Below are 18801 nucleotides of genomic sequence, written 5' to 3' on the forward strand. Positions count from 1 at the left end.
TTTTGAGTATAGAATGTGAAAATGTTTGTACTAGTATAATAGGACGGTGCCCTTGACCACCACGGCAGAGCGCATCGCTGGCAGCGATGAGGTCAGGGGGTGCGATCTCCCTTGGCTCCACTAATTTCATACCGACTCTTAGCTCAGTTGGTAGAGCAGCAGACTCTTAATTTATTTGCCCGGGTTTGAGCGCCCCTGAGAGTCCATCACAAAAAGAATGGCAGCGATGCCGTTCTTTTTTGCTGCCTGATAAGGAGTATATCTAGGGTCATTACTGAACAGGTACACGAAGTGAACGGATTGAAATCAGGTGACGGGTTTAGAAATAGCGAATTTGGATAATCTATATCTGTGAATGTTGATTTAATGTTGATTTATTGAGAGCTTTTTTTATTTTAATGTCATTTCTATGGTAAAATGGGGGAGAGGTGATGGGTATGGCGATACAGGATATTTTGGAAGTACGGGAACGTCAAGCGACGTATGCGAGCAATATTTTTTCTTCGCGCCAATTACGAGAGAATATTATTACCTACCAAATGCTGTGTGATGCTGTAGAGGCTTCAGGAATCAAAATTCAACGGTTATCCGATGATGAATTGCTTGTCCCTGAGAAATTTCGGGTCGGCCAGCAGGACATCGTATACCAACTTACTCAAGTTCAGCATTCATCACAGGCTGTCTCCTCCAAGGTCAAGCATTATCCTACCAGGGAAGTAGCGCGTATGCTGGGAGTATCTCATCAGACTATTTCTCGCTGGATTGCCCAAGGACGGTTCGACGGTGTTACTCGCACAGAGCCAGGAAAACATGTGGATATTCCTGCCAATGCGATTTTGGAGTATCCGAGTGGTGAGACTGTAAAAATTAGTGAGGTAGCGGAGTCCTATCAAGCACGTATGCAAACTGCTGTAGAGACAGAGTCTGAAGATGAATTACAGTTTATAGCTCAAAAGCTTAGTGCTTACGAAGAAAAGTATGGACCTATTGAACGTTTCATGCATAAGAGTGAATCCGGGGAACTCGTTACTTCTGATGAAGATATTGATTTGGATGTATGGACCTATTTGCTAAAAAGAAAAGAGAGCCTGCTTGGCTGAGTTCACACAGGAAGTCTTCACCTCAAATCCAGGAAACATCAAAAACGTACATCCGGAAATCGTTTTAGATGTCACGCAAGATCATCCGTCTGCGTATAATCCAAAGTTTACCATCAAGCTTAATGGATGGAATTCTTATTTGAAATGTGAAGAACACGGCGATAAGCGAGGCAATCTACAGGCTTTTTTCTACAATTGGTATAATAAGGATCATTCATTAATTATAAAGTTTCATAATCATACCCATGAGAATTATCCCGATGCGGCTGAGGAGATTACCGAGTTCGATCCCGTTCACCTTCAATTTCCGTTACTTGGGGTAACTGATTATGAGGGGAAAGTCAGGGATCATAGCATCTATCAATCGCTGGATGATGTACTTAACTTTTTGCGTCATTTACAATGGATTGAAGCGAGGAAAGTGTAAGCTTTTGGACAGGTATTTAACTTCAATTGATTCAAATAGAGGGGACATATGACCATGAATGAACAAGCCAGATTATTCAAAGTAACCTTAAGCGATTGGAACGGTGCGGTGCGTGGTCGGCCTACCCGGAAGATTGCAATTTCTGCAAAGGCGTCGCTGTACGATCTTGCGGTAGTTACGATTGAATCTTTTGATTTTGATCTGGATCATGCCTTTGGATTCTATGATAATCTCAAAAACTGGACACGCTCTGAGGAAGGCTATGAATTATTTGCTGATGTGGGGGCGGGGGATAGGTTTCCTGGAGTGCAAAAAGCAAAAATCAGTAAAGTTTTTCATACCCCCAAACAAAAGATGCTGCTCCTATTCGATTATGGCGATGAGTGGAGAATGATTGTTCAATATCTGGGAGAGACTGAAGTGAAGCCGGGACAAAAACTGCCTATGGTCACGGAGATCGAGGGAGAGGCACCGGATCAATATGGCGGCTTTGATGAAGATGAAGACGAAGAGGATGAAGAGGCATAGATGGAAATAATATACATATCGGATAGATATTAAAATCATGGGCTCGGGAGCCGGAGAAATGATGGAGGAATTAATCCACGTTATCCGGAACATTCCGAACCTTTTTTTTATTTACGCACTAATTTACAAACCAACGGTCGGTATGTATAATCAACAGTAATCATATTTTAATTTAATCTAATCTTACCTATGTAAGGCAGAAGAGGAGAATAGCAATGAAGAATGCAGACCGGCGGAAGCAGACGATCCGGCAGCTGCTGGAGGGGACCAAGGAGCTGCTGCGGGACAAGAGCTGTCATGCCATTACCTTGAAGGATATTATGGAGCAGTCGCAATTATCTAAGGGGGCGATATTTCATTATGTGAAGAGCAAGGATGAGATTTTTGCCTGGGTGCTGGAGGAGCGGCTTGACGCTGTGAATGATCGTTTTGAGGAGGAAGTAAGAGGCAGTATTGATAAAAGCTTCGACGGGCCGATGCATGCCATCGCCAGAAGTCTTGCCGGATTGGAAGACAGCCATGAAGCGACTAACAAGGTGCTTCTATACCTGCTGGGCAAGGAGAATGAACCGGCGGTAGCGGAGGTGCTTGAGCATTTTCATGAGCGGTCGGTGTCGGTCTCCAGGCAGTGGATTATCACGGGGCAAAAGTACGGGGTGATTAAAGAAACGGTGAACCCTGATGAGATGGCGGAGCTGTTCGTTCTGCTGTCATTAGGTCTGCGTGTGCGGGCGTCCCTGCGCGCCTCTTCCAGGACCCTTTCTGCGAAAGAAATATCCGGTATTATGGCTGGTATTCTGAAGAATTGAGATGAAGCAATATGAAGTAACAAGAAGGGGAGAGGTTAAATGGTTCCTTTTATAGCGCTCATCGTATCCTTTTTACTGTTCCGGGGAATAGGTCTACTAGGCTTGACGTATTGGAATGACTGGCAAACCGCCCTTCAGTGGGCTGTAGCTGTGATGCTGCTTTTCGGAGCTTCGGCTCACTGGGGACGGCGGCGGCCGGATTTGGTCAGAATGGTGCCGCCTGCTTTTCCGCAGAAAGAATGGATCGTGACGATTACCGGGATGCTGGAAATGGCCGGAGCTATAGGTATCCTGCTGCCCGCTTTCTCAGCAACTGCTTCTGTATGCCTGATCTTGCTTCTTATTGCCATGCTCCCCGCCAATATCTATGCAGCACGCATGAATATGACAATCGGGGGCAAGCCTGTGCCAAAATTACCGGTCCGCATAGGAATTCAGCTCGTTTTTATCACTGCAGTGCTGCTCGCATCCCCATTACTCCACCTGCCTTAATCGTGGATAGACTCCAGCTCCTCTTTTACTAATTGCATCAAAAGCTTCTTGGATGAAGATAGATACTCATCGTTACGTAATTGCAGCAGGCCTACGGGAATGGAGGCTTCCTTCAGCGTGACCTGGAGTCTCACCACATTCGGTGGTAACGGCGTAGATTCGAGGACGGCTCCTACAAAATCGATTTGCTGGACGAAGCCCGCAATGGCAGAGATTTGACTTACGGTATGCAGAAAGGGAGTTTCGGTGTACCGGGAGAACTGCTTCGATAATTGGGAATGATATAGACAGGTAGCTCCCCCGGCAATGATTGGATAACCAAGCAATTCCTCGAAAGCGATCTCATCTTTTGCGGCCAAAGGGTGGTTGTTCCCTGCGATAAAAGATATCCGCTCCTGATACAAGGGTTCGAAGTGATACGAAGATAGGTCAACAGGCTCTCCACAGATGGCAAAATCCAATTGATTCTGAAGCAGGGCATGCGAGAGCGAAGCGGTGTTACCGATCACAAAATGGCAGGATACATTAGGCTTATGCTCCATGAACCGCAGCAGTGACTTTGGTAGTATCTGCTCTGTCAATGATTCCAGCCCTCCGATCCTGAGCGTTCCGATCTCCTCTTTTTGCAGAGCTTTTGCCTGGTCCGCAACATAGTTCCAATGTCGGATCAGACTGTCGATCTCAGCGGCAAATATTCGCCCCGAAGCTGTAAGCTCAGAATCCCAGCCCCGTTTGAACAGCTGGATGCCCAGTTCCTTCTCCAGACGTTGAACCTGATTGGTGATTGTGGATTGTGCGTAGTTCAGTTTGGCGGCTGCTTTAGAGAAGTTTCCTTCTTGCAGGATGGTTTGAAATGTAGTTAGTTCTTTTAGGTCCATTAGCAGATATCTCCATCGGGTAATTTGAATTAATGTATCATTTAATTCAATTATACAGAATAAGAGGCGAGGAGTACAATGAAGTTACACCAGTAAAGGAGTGAAATGACATGCCTTTTGTCAGAGTCAGTTACTTGGAGAACAAATACGATGACCAACAGCTGCCTATCATTAGCCGCGAAATTATGAGTGCTCTAAGGGAATATTTTAACGTGCCGCAAGATGATTTCTTTCAAGTCTACCATGCCCATAAAGCAAGCGAATTTTATTACAGTCCGAATTATTTAAACATAGAGCGAACGGATGGGCTGCTCTATATTCAGATTACGCTCAAATCCGGGAGAAGCAAGGAGCAGAAAAGGGGCTTTTACAGCAAGCTGGCCGAGACGTTGTCGAGCACACTGGGCATCAGGAAAGAAGACGTCTTCGTCGTGCTGGTCGATACAGAATTCGAGGACTGGACGTTTGGCAATGGCATCGCTCAAATGATTGAATGAATGATCATTTAAGGAAGAGAGGTATTGGAATGAAGCATCGGAAAATTGCATCGAATGCTCTTGAAGCATTTGGAGACATTGCTCCTTCGTTCGCGCGTTATTCGGAGGAGGTGCTCTTTGGGGAGGTATGGAGAAGGGAGCAGTTATCGCTTCGGGAACGCAGTCTCCTGACGATATCGGCCCTGGTTGCCGGTGGACTTACCGAGCAGTTACCCTTTCATATCCGTCTGGCCCTGGAGAACGGTCTATCCGAAGAAGAATTGATCGAGGCAATGACTCACCTCGCCTTTTATGGAGGTTGGCCGCGTGCCGCATCGGCGATACAGGTTGCCAAGGGGATTTTTGAGGAAATATAACCAAAAAAAGCGCATGTGAGCGAAAGCTCCGTGCGCTTTTTTTGGTTTAGACAATTTTTTTGATAAGAGGTTAGAAAATCGCTGTTTTTTCATTTTTTTTAGAGCTATACCCCAATTAGGTCCTGATGAATCGGTTTTTGTCGAGAATTGTTAAGAGTTTGTTTAGAGCTGTCTGATAGAATGGGCGCAGAAATGAAATTTTCTAAGGGGGCAGATGCTAGACTCCAGCAGAACTTGCAATATAGCGCACAGGATGAATGAACAAGGGGGAACGATACATTTGTTTAAGGGTAAGGGATTGAAAAAATATTTCTCGTTGTTACTCGTGATCAGCTTGGTTTGGACCGGAGCCTTTCCGGTATATGCGGGTTCAACGGACAATGGTGAGGCAAGCTGGGACAATGTTGGTCCGCTGCCAGACGACATCAACGTAAACGGAGTTGCTATAGGTTCAGATACTTTAGTTGCAGTGGGGGGAGAAGGGAAAATTGTTGCCGCAAGCAGCACTTCGACCTGGGCAGTTAGTAATTCTGGGTTAAGCGAGGATTTGAATAGTATTATTCATAAAGGCGCAGGCGGCGAATTCGTTGCAGTCGGTGACAATGGGATAGTCCTAACGTCAACAGATGGCGTGTCCTGGACACCCTCCGATGGAACCTTCGGTATGAACTGGAATGGAGTCAGTTACGGAGATGAAAAATTAGTTATTGTTGGAGATTCAGGATTTATCATGGAGAAAAGTGACACTGGCACTGACTGGGAGATAGTATACTCAGCCACTAATGAGAATCTGAACGCTGTGGCTTACAACAACGGTACGTTTGTAGCGGTGGGTGATAACGGTACAGTAGTAATGTCCAAAGATGGATCTGATTGGACTAAGGTGACAAGTAAAACAACCAACAAATTGAACGGAATCACCTTTGGCGGTGGAATGTTCGTAGCGATTGGTGCGTCTGGAACTATTATTACTTCTCCGGAAAGTTCGAAAGGCGCAGCAAAGGTCCTTGAATCGAAAGTGAACCTGAATGGAATAACTTTCGGAAACAGCGTATTTATGGCCGCAGGAGATGGAGGGAAAGTGTTTTCCAGCACCGATCTGGGGCAAACGTGGAAGCCAGAGACTACAAACGCAACGGCTAATCTTAACGGTATCGTATTTTTCCAAGGTCTTAATCAATTTATCGCAGCGGGTGATTCCGGAGAAATCATTATGTCTTATGTCATTCCCAACATCCCGCGGGTGCTCAGTCTGACTCCAGGGAATGATGAGACCGATGTAGAAGTAAATGCAAATCTGGAGATCATGTTTAATCAGCCGGTGACGGCAGCCACTGGAGACGACAATAATATTAAAATTTTCAAGGCTGCGGATCTGTTCACTCCGGTTGAAACCATCCCGGCGGATGACACCAGCAGAGTAACAGTAAATCCAGCTACCAATACGGTAGCGATTAATCCGGGCAAAAATTTTGATCCAGGGACGAAATATGCCGTTACAGTTGACGCGAATGCTTTTACTAACGGTGCAAGCGGCAATGCAGCAATCACAGCGGAAGAGTGGAGCTTCACGACAGTTGCTGGGCCGGGTGATACGAAAGCTCCGACTGTAAGTGATTATTCTCCTGTGCCAGGGGCGGTAGGAGTAGCCATTGACACAAATCTGACGCTCACATTCAGTGAGGATGTAACGACAGACAGCGGCAACATTGTGATTTATGACAGTACGGACGAAGGTAACCTAATGGTAATTCCGGTTAACTCAGCGGAAGTTACGGTTAAGGATAACGTGGTAACCATTGTTCCGTATGATGATTTTAAGTACAGTACTACGTACTTTGTAAACATCGATGAAGGAGCTTTCAAAGATCTATCAGACAATGCTAACTATTATGAAGGTATCTCGGATAAGGACACATGGCAGTTCACAACAGAAGAGGCGCCAGATACTGCACCGCCTGTGGTGAGTGGTTTTTCTCCTAAAGATGGAGCAACGAATGAAGAGATTGGCACCAACCTGACTCTTACCTTTAATGAGGATGTACAGAAGGGTGAAGGCCAAATTAAGATAATCAACAGCACGAACAGCGAAGTTCCTCCTGTGACGATCCCTGTTGGTTCTGATGAAGTAATCGTTGACGGCAAAGTTGTAACGATTAACCCCGAGGCTGATCTGGATTATGGTGCAAGCTATTATGTCCAGATTGATAATGGTACATTTACGGATATGTCGGGCAACAGCTATGCCGGTATCACTAACAATACAACCTGGCGCTTTAGTACCACCAGCGAACCGGATACAACCGCGCCAATCGTAAGCACATACTCCCCGGAGAATGGGGCAACAGAGGTAGCTATCGGAGCTAACCTGGAGCTTGCTTTTAGCGAGAATGTACAAGCAGGGGAAGGCAGTATTGTTATCTACAACAACTCGTCTGATAAAATAGCGGCTATCATTGCTGCGAAGGACGTAAGCATTCTGAACAATGTAGTCACGATTAACCCGGCTGACAATCTGGAATATGGTACAAGCTACCATGTACAGATTAGCGGAGATGCTTTCGCAGATCTATCCGGCAACTTGTACTCCGGTATCGCAGACGACACCACGTGGCACTTCACCACAACGGCTGCGCCGGATACTACAGCGCCAACTGTGACTGCATATTCCCCTGTACAAGGGGCAGAAGGTGTAGCGGCAACTACCCCATTGACTCTAACCTTCAGTGAGAGTGTACAGGCAGGGGCAGGCAATATTGTGATTTACAACAGTGCGAATCAAGAACCAGTGGCGAATATTCACGCCATTTCCACGAACGTAACCATTGAGGACAATGTGGTGACCATTCATCCGGCAGATGCTCTGAAGTATGGAACAACCTACAATGTACGAATTGGAAGCGGAGCCTTCCAAGATTTAGCAGGAAATCGTTACGCCGGAATCAAGGACAGCACCACGTGGCAGTTCACAACCACAGATGCACCCGATCGGATCTCGCCAACGGTGATTACCTATTCGCCGGAGCCATGGGCCACAGAAATAGCAGTTAACGCGAATCTGATCCTTACCTTCAGCGAAAATGTACGGGCAGCGGCGGGTACTATTGAGATTTTCCGCAGTACCGATGATATTCATCCAGTCTTGACGATTCCAGCACTTTCGGACATGGTAACCATTCTAAATAATGTAGTCACCATTAATCCGGCTGCCAATCTGGAGCATGGTACCAGCTACTTTGTGCGGGTCTCTGAAGGAGCGTTCACCGATAATGCAGGCAACAGCTATGCCGGTATTGCAGGTATCAACGCCTGGCGGTTTGTGACTACCAGTGCGCCGGATACAGCAGCCCCGGTAGTGACATCTTACAGTCCGGCAGGCAATGCAACGCATGTACCTGTATCGGCTGCACTCACATTGACTTTTAACGAGAATGTGCTTGCTGGAAAAGGCAATATTGAGATTGTAAATGCAGAGAATGGTGAAGTCGTTAAGTCGATTAAAGCGGACGACAAGACGCTAGTTTCGATTGCGAACTCAACCGTCAGCATCAACACGAACGGCCTGCTGAAGCAGGGCGGCAGCTATTACGTGCTTATACAACCGGGTGCTTTTACAGATGAAGCAGGTAACAGTTATGCAGGACTTGCGGATAGTAAGCTCTGGAGCTTCGCAACAGTTCCTGTTCCAGTCACGCCAACTGAATCTCCTACACCGGCACCGGGCGGCGGTTCAGGATCAGGTGGGGGAGCCCCGGCTCCTGTTCCAACACCAAGTCCTCAGACAGAAAGTATTAACGCAAACGTTGAAAACGGGGCTGCTCAAGGCTCCATGGTATCCTCCGTTGTCATTACCCGCACCAAGGATGCGAACGGCGTGAAGAGTGATACTCTTACGTTCACATTGGAGCAGGCGATCCGGGCAGTCAATGAGCTTAAGGCGGCCGGGTCCAATATTGCCAGAATCATCGTGCCTGATAAGAATGATGAAGTTGCCGGAACCAGACTGACCATTCCAGCAGCTTCCAGTAAGCAATTTGCTGATAATCAGATCATGCTGGATCTATTCACAGTGAATGCTGAGGTGAAGGTGCCGGGCAGCTCAATGGCTGGATTCGGTACAGATATTTATTTCAACCTCGTTCCACTGAAGACATCACAGCAGAGCGCAGAGGTTGAAGCACTTGCCAAAGCACAGGTGCAGAGTGTATCCCGCGGTGCGACAGTTACGTTAGTAAGCCGTCCTGTAACGATTGAGACCAATCTGCAGAGCCGTCCGGTTACACTGGTATTGCCGCTTGGCAACTCTTCGTTAACGGCGGAGCAACTGAAGGCACTGGCGGTCTTCATCGAGCACAGCGACGGCACCAAAGAATTGGTCAAGGGAGAGATCGTACCTTTCGGCCAGACCGGAAAGTCAGGCATTCAATTTAGCATCAGCAGATTTAGTACCTTTACCGTTGTACTTGCACAAGATCCTGCGGTACAGGTGAAGGCGTATATGACGGGTTATGCCGATGGTACCTTCAAGCCAGGCAACAGCATCACCCGGGCAGAAGCGGCCAGCATCATTGCCCGCACCTTCAGCCAGTCCGCAGTCACTGCTGGTGTAGCGTATTCCGATGTTCCTGCCGGACACTGGGCAGCAGAGGCTATCGGCCAGGTGACCAGAAGCGGCATGATGAAAGGTTACACGGACCGCAACTTCAAGCCGAACCAGATGATTACCAGAGCTGAGATGGCGACCCTTCTATCGCGCCTGATTACAAGCAGCGAAGGCCAATCGGCCGGCTTCAGCGATATTGCCGGACACTGGGCACAGGCCGCGATTGAGCGGATGTCCCAGGCAGGCATGATTACCGGCTATCAGGACGGCACATTCCGTCCAGACCAGACGTTAACACGTGCGGAAGCCGTAACCATCATCAACCGTGCTCTGAAGATCGCTCCGCTGACCAGCGCGGCCCAGAAATGGACGGATGTCCCGGCGAGCTACTGGGCATTCGGCAGCATCCAGGCAGCATCTGTAGATCATACTGCAGAATAAAATAATTACAGCAAAACAGCCCTTCCATCCGTCTTTGACGGGGAAGGGCTGTTTTGTGTGCGGCTGAAGCTATAGGCTGCCACGAGAGCACGTGGGCCCAATGTAATCGAAAAACCGACCACATTGGTCCGGCGTGGAGCGAGTGGGCCCAATGTAATCGAAAAACCGACCACATTGGTCCGGCGTGGAGCGAGTGGGCCCAATGTAATCGAAAAACCTACCACATTGGTCTGGCGTGAGGCGAGTGAGTCCAATGTGGTCGAAAAACCGACCACATTGGTCCGGCAGAAGGTGGCTCAGCGCTATCGGCCATATCACCCGCCCGCCAGGGGACGTTGTTCCTGATTATGCTGGCCGCTACTTACTCCCCAACTCCCACCGCAGATTCCAGTGGTAACGCTGGTCCAGCTCCTCGTGCCCGCTGAAATACTCTACAAGCCGTTCCACGCTGAAGCTTCCATCTGGCTGGCTCCGAAGCATGACGATGGCGCACATCCCCTTATCGTTGTTATGCTCGTCCAGCTGCACCTTAATCTCCGGCCCGCCCTGCTGGCTGATGGTTATAACGGCGCCAGCTTGCGACCAGTTCGTAACACCTTCATAGATAAAAGCAAAGATGACGATCCGGCTGATCTCGGACAGGTGATGGCCGTTAATCCGCAGATTCTCGCCTGTAGCGATGGAGCCGGTGCGGTCATCCCCGTCTAGGAGGATGTAGGGCGGCCGGTTTAAGCTGCCGAACGATTCGCCGAGCGCCTGGACCGTACCCTTAAGGCCGTTCTTCAGCTCGAACAGACAGCCGAGGTCCAGGTCAATGCCTCTGCTTCCGAACCACCCGGAGGATGGAGTCTGAAGCCAGTTAAGATTGATAAGAATCTCTCCTGCGGCTCCTGCTCCCTGCTGGAGACGGAGGGTCTCCCCGTGCCGCTTGAGTACGATGGTGTCCGGGTTCAAGGGCGAAGCGGAAGGAGCGGAAGGAGCGGCTGGTGCTGCGGGAGGCAATGAATCGACCGGCTTAGGCCGTGACCGCAGCTCCGGAAGAACAAAGGGGGAGTTGCGGGCAGGTTCGGCTGTTCTGGAAGCTTGAACAACGGGCAGGATGTCCTTGACCTGTATTCCGTAGCTGTGGCAGAGCGCGGCTAAGCCTCCCGCATAACCGGAGCCGACCGCGCTGAATTTCCATTCGTTCTGATATCTGTAGATCTCCCCTGCCACAATGGCAGTCTCCACGGAATAACCGCCGCCCAGGCGGTACTGGAGGAGCTCCGTTCCATCCGCAGCGTTCATAATGCGCAGATAGGGATCGGAGAGCAGCGAGAAGCTCTGCTGTCTTGATTCCGCCTCATAGATCGTCAGGGCAAAGGCAATCCGCTCAACCTCCGCAGGAATTAGACTAAGCTCTACAGCAATTTGTGTATCGTCAGCGGGTCCGCTATGGATTCGTTGCGCGGGCGGCAATATCACTACAGACTGGTCCGGGGCCGCAGGATTGCCATAGAAAATAAGATCCTTCTCTGTTGCAACCTTCTGCGACGCGGTAAGTAAAAAAACGGAGAAATCAATCTCGACCCCAGCCCTTGCCTCATTCCAGCCCATGCCTACGATGATGCGGCCGAGGAGAGGATTGTCTTTGGTTAAGCTGCATTTTTGCCCCTTGATAAGCTCAAGTGTCATGAGAACCAGCCTTTCCTATGAGTAGTTCAAGCATGTATAAGTGCGGGTGGCAGACTCAGAATCTGCCCCGGCTTCCGGCATCCAGATTGGGACCATTCAGATCCGTCAGGCGCTCCAGGGATTGCTCGTAGATCCGTACAATATCCTGTATCTTCTGGAACTCGGGGTCCGAGGGGCCCAGGTTGTCCATGAACATGCGCTGTAGAATTTCTTGGTAAAAGGAGATACGGCTCCCCACCAGCTTGCATTCGTAGTCAATGACCTCTTCAATCGAGTGCTGCTGAACGAATTCCATCAGGTCGTCTGCAGGATTACCGCGTGACTCGCGTTCATTGCGTGCGGCAACCGGCGCGCTGACATTATCCAGATTGACCGTGGAGCGTATGTCGGTGAACAGAATCCCTTCCTTGGCCAGCATCACCTGAAAAGGCTTGTGCTTGAACAGCTCCTGCGCAACCAGCGTGCACATTGCCTGATTCCTCAGCAGCATCCCGTCAAACGGATGTAGCACCCACCCGCTGTCATCCCGGAACAGGTTGAATGTAAAATATTCACCCCCATACTCATATCTCAAGTTGATAGCTGTCTCAGATGTAAGCTCGTATTGAAATGCATCCATTCTATTGCGCGCCTCCTGCTTCTACTTTGGATTTCTATTAGCATAGCAGAAAATGGGGAATCTTGGAGAGAGGATTTTAGCCTAAATGGAAGAACCTCTTGCGCCGCAAGAGGTTCTTCCATTCGCTGTCCATCCGTCTTCACGCCAAAGGGGGAAACTGCAGGGTGGCCCGCAGTCCATGGCCGGTGTTGCTCTCCAGAATCAGCTTCCCCTTGTGGGCTTCGGCAATGCGGGCGACCATCGGGAGGCCAAGCCCGTGGCCCTGCCGGACGGGGCGGGTCCGCTTCCCGGAGTAAGGCAGGAGGACCAGCTCAGGCAAAAGCTCTGCTGGAACCCCTGGCCCGTCATCGGATACAGATAGACAACATTCCCGCTCCTCCGGGCTGCGGGAAACCGTTACCGTAATCCCGCACCCATCCGGGTTATGCCGGATGCTGTTCTGGACCAGATTGCTTACTGCACGGTAGAGCAGCTTCTCATCTCCCATCACCTGCAGCCGCTCGTCCATAATGCACAGGTCCAGTGAATAACGCTCCTCCAGGCCGTTATTAATGAAGTCGGATACCACGGTCCGGGCCAGAGCGGATAAGCGTACCGGCTTAAGCTGCAAAGGTTGCATGTCATACTCCAGCATAGAGACGAGGTTCAGGTCGCTCACCAGCGACCTTAGCTGCTCGCCTTGGCGGCGGATAATGGCAGCCTGCTGGCGTTGCTCTCCGGTCAGGTTGTCTTGTTCCTCCAGATTGCTCGCGTAGCCAAGGATCATCGAGAGCGGGGTGCGGATGTCATGGGAGATCCCGGCGATCCAGTTGGATCGGGCTTCATCCCGTGATTTCAGCTGCGAGCTCCTGGTCTGCAGGGTAGCGGAAGCCGAATTAATGCTCTCGGACAAATCACTGAAGAGTCCGGCAGTCTCCAGGTTAACCGGCTTGTCTTTGGCCAGGGCATGAATGCTGTTGATCAGGGGCCGGATATTGCGGATCAGCCGGGTGCCGATGAACAAGGAGAGGGCCACGGCCAGTACCACATTGCAGATCAGGAGCAGCAGCACTCTTAAGGGAAGGGAGCGCAGCCAGTCCGTCATGTATCCGAGCTGATATTTTTCATATGAATATTTAGGATAGCCTACGACAATAAGTCCTTCTGGATGCTCCCAGATATACACAGGATATTCCAGCAAGTAGTAGCGTGAGAACTTCGCCACCTCTACGATGTTGTAAGCGTGCGGAATCTCCGGAGGCAGCTGCTCACTCCATGTCACCTTGCCTTCCGCGTTCAGCAGCATAGCCCAGGCCCGGTTCTGCTGAAGCAGGGCACCCTCCTTGGGATTAAGGGAATACTTGCCGTCAGACCCTTGCAGAGCTGAGGATATCTCCCGTACAACCTTTTCCGGTGAAGCCTCCTGATGCGTTTCCTTGAAGATCAGGGAACCCAGCAGAATCAGATTGAACAGGAGCAGAAGCGTAGAGACCAGCAGGGTAGAACCTACGAATTTGCGTAAAATACGGACCGCGCTGTCCATTAGAGCGCCTCCTGCACCAAGAGCTTATACCCAAGCCCTCTGACCGTCAGCAATTGTACCGGCTTCGAGGGATCGGCTTCGATCTTCTCGCGGATACGCCGCATATGCACCATTAAGGTATTCTCATACCCGTAGCTGTCATCTCCCCATACCGCCAGGCAGAGAGCATCGCTGGTCACAATCCGGCCGCGGTTCTCATAGAGCTTGACCAGAATGGCGTGCTCTTTAGCCGTCAGAGGCAGCTCCTGGCCGTCTCTTCGTACCACAGCGCTGTTCAGATCCACCACCTGCTCACCTGACCTGAAGACAGGCAGCCGTTCTGGAATCGGCGAGGCATATACCCGCTTCAGCACAGCGCTCAGACGCAGCATTAACTCCCTCGGCAGAAAAGGCTTGACGATATAATCGTCGGCTCCCAGGCCCAGCCCCAGCAAGCGGTCCTCATCTTCGCCCCGTGCCGACAGGAAGAGTACCGGCATATCGGAGAAGGTCCGTATGGCGGAGAGGAGCGAGAACCCGTCCCCATCCGGCAGCATCACATCGAGAATGGCGATATCCGGCTTCTCCTGGCGGCACATGGCGAGGGCACTGCTATAATCGCCAGCCGCATAGATGCGGTAATACCCTTCTTTTCGTAAAAAGAGCTCGATCATCTCACGTATTTTTGGCTCGTCCTCAACGATCATTATTTTGCGGTTCTTCATCGTATTCAATCGTCATCACCCATGAATTAGTATACACGATCAGGCGGTGAAGAATGGAGGAACCGGTGTATTTAAGGTAGGCGTAAGGTTATCTTCAGCCTGGAGCAAGGGAAGGCCTCTATGCTTGGAAGCAAGAGCCAACTTGAGAGAAATGGAGCTGAACTGGAACCTATGAACACTCAACCAATTATCGAGACACAGCAATTGACCAAGACCTATGGGGGAACGCCCCGGGTGGATCAGGTAAATCTAAAGGTGCAGCAGGGAGAGATTTTTGGCTTCCTGGGTCCGAATGGAGCAGGGAAGACGACTACGCTCAAGATGCTGCTGGGACTGGTGCAACCCACCCAAGGAACCGTTAAGCTGTTCGGCCAAGAGCTGCGGAACCACCGGCTGGAGATTCTGAACCGGACGGGTTCCCTGATTGAGTCGCCTTCCTATTACGGACATCTGACGGGCCTTGAGAATCTGAGAGTCATGCAGCGGCTGCGCAGCCTGCCTGCCAAAAATATTGATAAGGTATTGCAGATTGTCCGGCTGGATAATCACCGGCACAAGCCTGCCGGGCAGTATTCACTCGGAATGAAGCAGCGCCTGGGTCTGGCTATGGCCTTGCTGGCTTTCCCGAGTCTGCTGATTCTGGACGAGCCTACGAATGGGCTCGATCCTGCGGGGATCGGAGAGATCCGGGAGCTGATTAAATCCTTGCCTGCCCAGTATGACATGACGATTGTGGTATCCAGCCACCTGTTGTCGGAGATTGAGCAGACTGCTACATCGGTTGGCATCATCAGTGACGGCAAGCTGCTGTTCCAGGGGGCGATGGCTGCGCTTCAGGCGCAGAACCGGGCGGCGGTTCACTTTCGGATCGATGATCCCGCCCGGGCAGTCCGGATACTGTCGGAGCACGGGTATAGGCCCATAATGCAGGAGCGGCAGCTGGTGTTCAGCGCCATGCCGGACTCTGAGGTGGCCCGGGTCAATGAGATTCTGGTGTCCGGCCAGATTGCTGTGAGCCGGATCGTGGAGTCGAGGAAGAGTCTGGAGGATATCTTCCTGGATCTTACCGGAAAGGAGCGGAGCCTGTGATGAAAGCCTTGTTCCTGGAATACTACAAAATCCGGAGGAGAAAGGTATGGGCGATGTTGACCCTCTTTCTGGCCGCCGAGCTGGGCTGGGCGGCCATGTCCATGAGCATCTCGATCTCGCGGAGTGCGGACAATGCTACCTGGGAAGCGCTGATTTTCAGCCTCTCGTCCATGAACGGGCTGTTCCTGCCTATTCTGTCGGCGATTGTGGTGTCAAGGATTTGCGACATGGAGCATAAAGGGGATACCTGGAAAATGCTGATGACTACTTCTGTCGGACGCCAGACGGTGTATGCCGCCAAATTCTTCTGTGCCGGAAGTTTGATCCTTTACGGCATTCTGGCCCAGGTTGTTTTTATTGCCGGCTTCGGTATGTTCCATAGACTCGCAGAATCGCTTCCGGCAGGCCTGCTGCTGCAGTTCACTGCGGGTACTCTGATTGCCAGTCTGCTGATTATTGCGATGCAGCAATGGATGTCGCTGGCGGTGAAGAATCAGGCATTTGCCCTGTGTCTTGGCATGCTGGGCGGGTTCCTGGGGACGACCGCAAGCTTGTTCCCTGCCGCTGTCCGTCAGTTAGTCGTCTGGTCTTATTATTTGGATCTCAGTCCGGTGACTTATGTGTATAAGGCTTCATCAGGAACCTATGTTACCGGAAGCATACCTCTGATTCAGTTAAGTGCAGCTCTGATACTGACACTGGTTCTGTATGTTGCCGGGAATACCCATGTCTCCAAACAATCGGTCTAAGGAGGAGAACTTATGCTTAGAAGTGTTGCTGCCGAATGGCCCAAGCTGCGCCGCTCGCGGATGGGACTGGTGCTGGTCAGTCTGCCTGTGGTCAGCCTGATGATCGGCTGTGCTAATTTTGTGATGAACCGGGAGGCCTTGCAGGGAGAGTGGTATAGTCTATGGACTCAGGTAAGCTTATTTTATGGAGAGTTCTTCCTGCCGATTCTGATTGCCATCTGCTGCGCCTTTGTCTGCAGGCTGGAGCATGTGAACCGGAACTGGAACATGATCCTGGCTGCTCCGGTATCCATAACCAGTCTCTTTATAGCCAAGCTTGTTATTGTGGGCATGCTGATTGCCGGAGCGCAGACGCTATTCCTTCTAATGTATTGGGCGGCAGGACAGATGCTGTCTTTGACGGGGGCATTTCCAAAGGACATCATCCTGTGGACCCTGCGCGGCTGGGTGGCTTCGCTGAGTATTGCTGCCCTGCAGCTCGGCTTGTCCATCCGTATCCGCAGCTTTGCCACACCCATCGGAATCAGTCTATGTGCGGTTTTTGTGGGGCTGGGCCTGTATGTGCTCAAGCTGGGGCTGCTGTTCCCATATTCGCTGCTGACCATTGGCATGGGCGTGCTTACCCAGCCCGGACTGACGGCTATGGAGAATCTGCTATTCTTCCTGATGAATGGAGTGTACCTTGTAGTTCTGTCAGTCTGGTCGATTCGCAGATTGAGATATAAGGACGTAGGCTGATGCGGTAGCGGGCAGGCGTAGGAAGCGTTAAGCAGCAGAAAGCGGAGGCCGGGGGCCTCCGCTTATCTTTCGTACCCTATGAGGAAATGATGTGGAGGAGCCGCTCGAAACGCGCGCGTCTTCTTATTTGCTCATATCGTAATCCGGCATTCCAATGGTAGAGAACCACTGGCGGATCTGCTCCTGGTCCTTGGAGAAGGTAAGGCCCAGCTGAAGCAGGATTCTTGCCTTTTGCGGGAGTAAATCGCCTGCGCCGATGATGCCTTTGGCGCCTGTGTCATATACTGCGCCTGAACCCGCGCGTGTTGCACTTACGAATAAGACGCCCTTCTCGATAGCCGCCGTACGGGCTGCCTGCTGTGCGGTGGAGATGCCTCCTGCGCCGTGACCCGCAGTTACGATCCCCTTAACCCCTTCAATAGCCAAGGACGTAATGGGCGCAGCGGAGGCTTCTGTATAACTATACACAACATCGACTTTCGCCAAATCCTCCGGCTGGATCGTACTGAGATCAAAAGGAGTCTTCCACTTCTCCGTACCGGCATCCTTGACGCGGGCTGGCGCACGAACCGCACGAATCCGGTTCTCGTCTACCGTTCCCAGAGCGCCGTACCGGCCCCCGTCAAAGGTATCCAAGCGCAGCGCATCGGTCTTGGTAACTTCCCGGGCTGCAAAGAATTCATCATTCATCATCAAAACTGTACCATAGTAAGTGGTTTTCTGACTTGCAGCCAGCCGGATTGCATTCAGCAGATTAGCTTCTCCGTCGAAGGAGATCGTATTGGATTGTCGCATGGACCCGGTGAAGATAACAGGCTTGGGACTGCGGACAGTGAGATCAGTCCAGTAAGCCAACTCTTCCATGATGTTGGTGCCGGTAGTAACAACTACAGCATGAACAGCCGGGTTGGCCAGTTCCTTGTCGATAGCGATGGTAAGGTTGTATAAGTCCTTGGAGGTGGTTTGCGCCGAGCTGATATTGCTTAACTCAGTACTGGTGACATTGGCTATTTTGGATAGCTCGGGCTGTAGTCTTTGGATAATATCATTAATGGATACCTTTGGCGTGCCATACGTCTGAAACAGCTCTCTGGAAGGAGAAGTGGAGGTGATGGTTCCCCCGACACCGACTATTACGACATTCGGTATGATTCTCCCGGGAGTGGTGACTTCGGCGGCCTTCGTGATAGAAGGGAAGGATAACATGGTGAAGAGAACCAACAGAGCGGTAAAGAGACTTAGACTTCTTTTGTGCATAAGATTCATAAGTGACCTCCTCTTAATTTGATTTCTGTGTAAGTATATATGACATTATTCATAATTGTCAAAATGATAATTTTACTTTTATGTAAAATAAATTCATAAATATGCATAAAAATTTAATAAAAATTAATTTTATGTGATTATACAAAACATATAAATTACACATACATTACATTTAAGTCCGTAACGATGAGCGATCGCCCATCAGGTGTATAGAGGGAATTTCATCTGGAGCTGCAATTGCCGCACAAAAAGGCCGCTTTCATGCTCTTCCCCTCCTTAAAGCTGACGCGGATGGGTAGGGCAATAAAA

17 protein-coding genes and 1 tRNA gene are annotated in these 18801 nt (G+C 50.4%); 12 read left to right on the top strand and 6 right to left on the bottom strand.

From position 1 onward, the window contains the following. Positions 1 to 133 precede the first annotated feature (133 nt). From NST04_RS33035 to NST04_RS33060, 6 genes are all read left to right on the top strand, one after another. Positions 134 to 206 (top strand) — tRNA-Lys (locus tag NST04_RS33035). A 225-nt stretch (positions 207 to 431) separates the two neighbouring features. Next, positions 432 to 1100, top strand: coding sequence for a helix-turn-helix domain-containing protein (locus NST04_RS33040; RefSeq protein ID WP_341187980.1), 669 nt, complete (start codon positions 432 to 434; stop codon positions 1098 to 1100). After that, positions 1093 to 1527: a hypothetical protein gene (locus NST04_RS33045; RefSeq protein WP_341187981.1), complete on the top strand. Its 435-nt coding sequence runs from the start codon at positions 1093 to 1095 to the stop codon at positions 1525 to 1527. Before NST04_RS33040 ends, NST04_RS33045 begins: the two co-directional genes overlap by 8 nt. A 54-nt stretch (positions 1528 to 1581) precedes the next feature. After that, the gene (locus NST04_RS33050) at positions 1582 to 2055 is read left to right on the top strand and encodes an IS1096 element passenger TnpR family protein (RefSeq protein WP_341187982.1); all 474 of its coding nucleotides are present in this window, start codon (positions 1582 to 1584) and stop codon (positions 2053 to 2055) included. Positions 2056 to 2270: 215 nt separating this feature from the next. Beyond that, positions 2271 to 2864 (top strand): TetR/AcrR family transcriptional regulator, encoded by a 594-nt coding sequence (locus NST04_RS33055; protein WP_341187983.1) that lies wholly within the window; start codon positions 2271 to 2273, stop codon positions 2862 to 2864. Positions 2865 to 2903: 39 nt separating this feature from the next. Continuing rightward, positions 2904 to 3356 (top strand): DoxX family protein, encoded by a 453-nt coding sequence (locus NST04_RS33060; RefSeq protein ID WP_340954484.1) that lies wholly within the window; start codon positions 2904 to 2906, stop codon positions 3354 to 3356. On the opposite strand, the gene NST04_RS33065 is transcribed toward NST04_RS33060, so the two are convergent. Further along, a complete protein-coding gene (locus NST04_RS33065; RefSeq protein WP_341187984.1) occupies positions 3353 to 4234 on the bottom strand; it encodes a LysR family transcriptional regulator in 882 nt (293 codons plus the stop codon). The genes NST04_RS33060 and NST04_RS33065 overlap by 4 nt on opposite strands. A 110-nt stretch (positions 4235 to 4344) precedes the next feature. Here NST04_RS33065 and NST04_RS33070 point away from each other — a divergent pair, with 110 nt between their 5' ends. From NST04_RS33070 to NST04_RS33080, 3 genes are all read left to right on the top strand, one after another. Beyond that, a complete protein-coding gene (locus tag NST04_RS33070) occupies positions 4345 to 4731 on the top strand; it encodes a tautomerase family protein (RefSeq protein ID WP_339313451.1) in 387 nt (128 codons plus the stop codon). Between the two features lie 29 nt (positions 4732 to 4760). After that, positions 4761 to 5087: a carboxymuconolactone decarboxylase family protein gene (locus NST04_RS33075; RefSeq protein ID WP_339313452.1), complete on the top strand. Its 327-nt coding sequence runs from the start codon at positions 4761 to 4763 to the stop codon at positions 5085 to 5087. Between the two features lie 325 nt (positions 5088 to 5412). Further along, the gene (locus tag NST04_RS33080; protein ID WP_341187985.1) at positions 5413 to 10131 is read left to right on the top strand and encodes an Ig-like domain-containing protein; all 4719 of its coding nucleotides are present in this window, start codon (positions 5413 to 5415) and stop codon (positions 10129 to 10131) included. 357 nt (positions 10132 to 10488) lie between these two features. Here NST04_RS33080 and NST04_RS33085 read toward each other — a convergent pair whose 3' ends face one another. From NST04_RS33085 to NST04_RS33100, 4 genes are all read right to left on the bottom strand, one after another. After that, the gene (locus tag NST04_RS33085; RefSeq protein ID WP_341187986.1) at positions 10489 to 11805 is read right to left on the bottom strand and encodes a TerD family protein; all 1317 of its coding nucleotides are present in this window, start codon (positions 11803 to 11805) and stop codon (positions 10489 to 10491) included. 55 nt (positions 11806 to 11860) lie between these two features. Beyond that, complete coding sequence (locus tag NST04_RS33090) at positions 11861 to 12424, bottom strand: hypothetical protein (RefSeq protein WP_209874654.1); 564 nt, start codon at positions 12422 to 12424, stop codon at positions 11861 to 11863. 139 nt (positions 12425 to 12563) lie between these two features. Continuing rightward, positions 12564 to 13946: a sensor histidine kinase gene (locus NST04_RS33095; RefSeq protein ID WP_341187987.1), complete on the bottom strand. Its 1383-nt coding sequence runs from the start codon at positions 13944 to 13946 to the stop codon at positions 12564 to 12566. Next, a complete protein-coding gene (locus NST04_RS33100; protein WP_445253487.1) occupies positions 13946 to 14650 on the bottom strand; it encodes a response regulator transcription factor in 705 nt (234 codons plus the stop codon). Before NST04_RS33100 ends, NST04_RS33095 begins: the two co-directional genes overlap by 1 nt. 171 nt (positions 14651 to 14821) lie before the next feature. Here NST04_RS33100 and NST04_RS33105 point away from each other — a divergent pair, with 171 nt between their 5' ends. The 3 genes from NST04_RS33105 to NST04_RS33115 are packed head-to-tail and all read left to right on the top strand — an operon-like array spanning position 14822 to position 17226. Further along, complete coding sequence (locus NST04_RS33105; RefSeq protein WP_036725544.1) at positions 14822 to 15739, top strand: ABC transporter ATP-binding protein; 918 nt, start codon at positions 14822 to 14824, stop codon at positions 15737 to 15739. Continuing rightward, on the top strand, positions 15736 to 16488 hold the full coding sequence (locus tag NST04_RS33110; RefSeq protein ID WP_341187988.1) for an ABC transporter permease: 753 nt from the start codon (positions 15736 to 15738) through the stop codon (positions 16486 to 16488). The genes NST04_RS33105 and NST04_RS33110 overlap by 4 nt, the downstream gene beginning before the upstream one ends. Positions 16489 to 16500: 12 nt before the next feature. After that, positions 16501 to 17226: an ABC transporter permease gene (locus NST04_RS33115; RefSeq protein WP_341187989.1), complete on the top strand. Its 726-nt coding sequence runs from the start codon at positions 16501 to 16503 to the stop codon at positions 17224 to 17226. A 123-nt stretch (positions 17227 to 17349) separates the two neighbouring features. Here NST04_RS33115 and NST04_RS33120 read toward each other — a convergent pair whose 3' ends face one another. After that, the gene (locus NST04_RS33120; protein WP_341187990.1) at positions 17350 to 18492 is read right to left on the bottom strand and encodes an asparaginase; all 1143 of its coding nucleotides are present in this window, start codon (positions 18490 to 18492) and stop codon (positions 17350 to 17352) included. Between the last annotated feature and the right edge of the window lie 309 nt (positions 18493 to 18801).

The organism is Paenibacillus sp. FSL H7-0756, from assembly GCF_038006765.1.
Taxonomy (GTDB): Bacteria; Bacillota; Bacilli; order Paenibacillales; family Paenibacillaceae; genus Paenibacillus_AQ.

Excerpts from the sequence above, each read along its gene's own strand:
- NST04_RS33050 (WP_341187982.1), top strand. The coding sequence starts at position 1,582 with ATGAATGAACAAGCCAGATTATTCAAAGTAACCTTAAGCGATTGGAAC.
- NST04_RS33095 (WP_341187987.1), bottom strand. The coding sequence starts at position 13,946 with ATGGACAGCGCGGTCCGTATTTTACGCAAATTCGTAGGTTCTACCCTG.
- NST04_RS33055 (WP_341187983.1), top strand. The coding sequence starts at position 2,271 with ATGAAGAATGCAGACCGGCGGAAGCAGACGATCCGGCAGCTGCTGGAG.
- NST04_RS33085 (WP_341187986.1), bottom strand. The coding sequence starts at position 11,805 with ATGACACTTGAGCTTATCAAGGGGCAAAAATGCAGCTTAACCAAAGAC.
- NST04_RS33070 (WP_339313451.1), top strand. The coding sequence starts at position 4,345 with ATGCCTTTTGTCAGAGTCAGTTACTTGGAGAACAAATACGATGACCAA.
- NST04_RS33060 (WP_340954484.1), top strand. The coding sequence starts at position 2,904 with ATGGTTCCTTTTATAGCGCTCATCGTATCCTTTTTACTGTTCCGGGGA.
- NST04_RS33115 (WP_341187989.1), top strand. The coding sequence starts at position 16,501 with ATGCTTAGAAGTGTTGCTGCCGAATGGCCCAAGCTGCGCCGCTCGCGG.
- NST04_RS33040 (WP_341187980.1), top strand. The coding sequence starts at position 432 with ATGGGTATGGCGATACAGGATATTTTGGAAGTACGGGAACGTCAAGCG.
- NST04_RS33075 (WP_339313452.1), top strand. The coding sequence starts at position 4,761 with ATGAAGCATCGGAAAATTGCATCGAATGCTCTTGAAGCATTTGGAGAC.
- NST04_RS33120 (WP_341187990.1), bottom strand. The coding sequence starts at position 18,492 with ATGAATCTTATGCACAAAAGAAGTCTAAGTCTCTTTACCGCTCTGTTG.
- NST04_RS33065 (WP_341187984.1), bottom strand. The coding sequence starts at position 4,234 with ATGGACCTAAAAGAACTAACTACATTTCAAACCATCCTGCAAGAAGGA.
- NST04_RS33105 (WP_036725544.1), top strand. The coding sequence starts at position 14,822 with ATGAACACTCAACCAATTATCGAGACACAGCAATTGACCAAGACCTAT.
- NST04_RS33090 (WP_209874654.1), bottom strand. The coding sequence starts at position 12,424 with ATGGATGCATTTCAATACGAGCTTACATCTGAGACAGCTATCAACTTG.
- NST04_RS33100 (WP_445253487.1), bottom strand. The coding sequence starts at position 14,650 with ATGAAGAACCGCAAAATAATGATCGTTGAGGACGAGCCAAAAATACGT.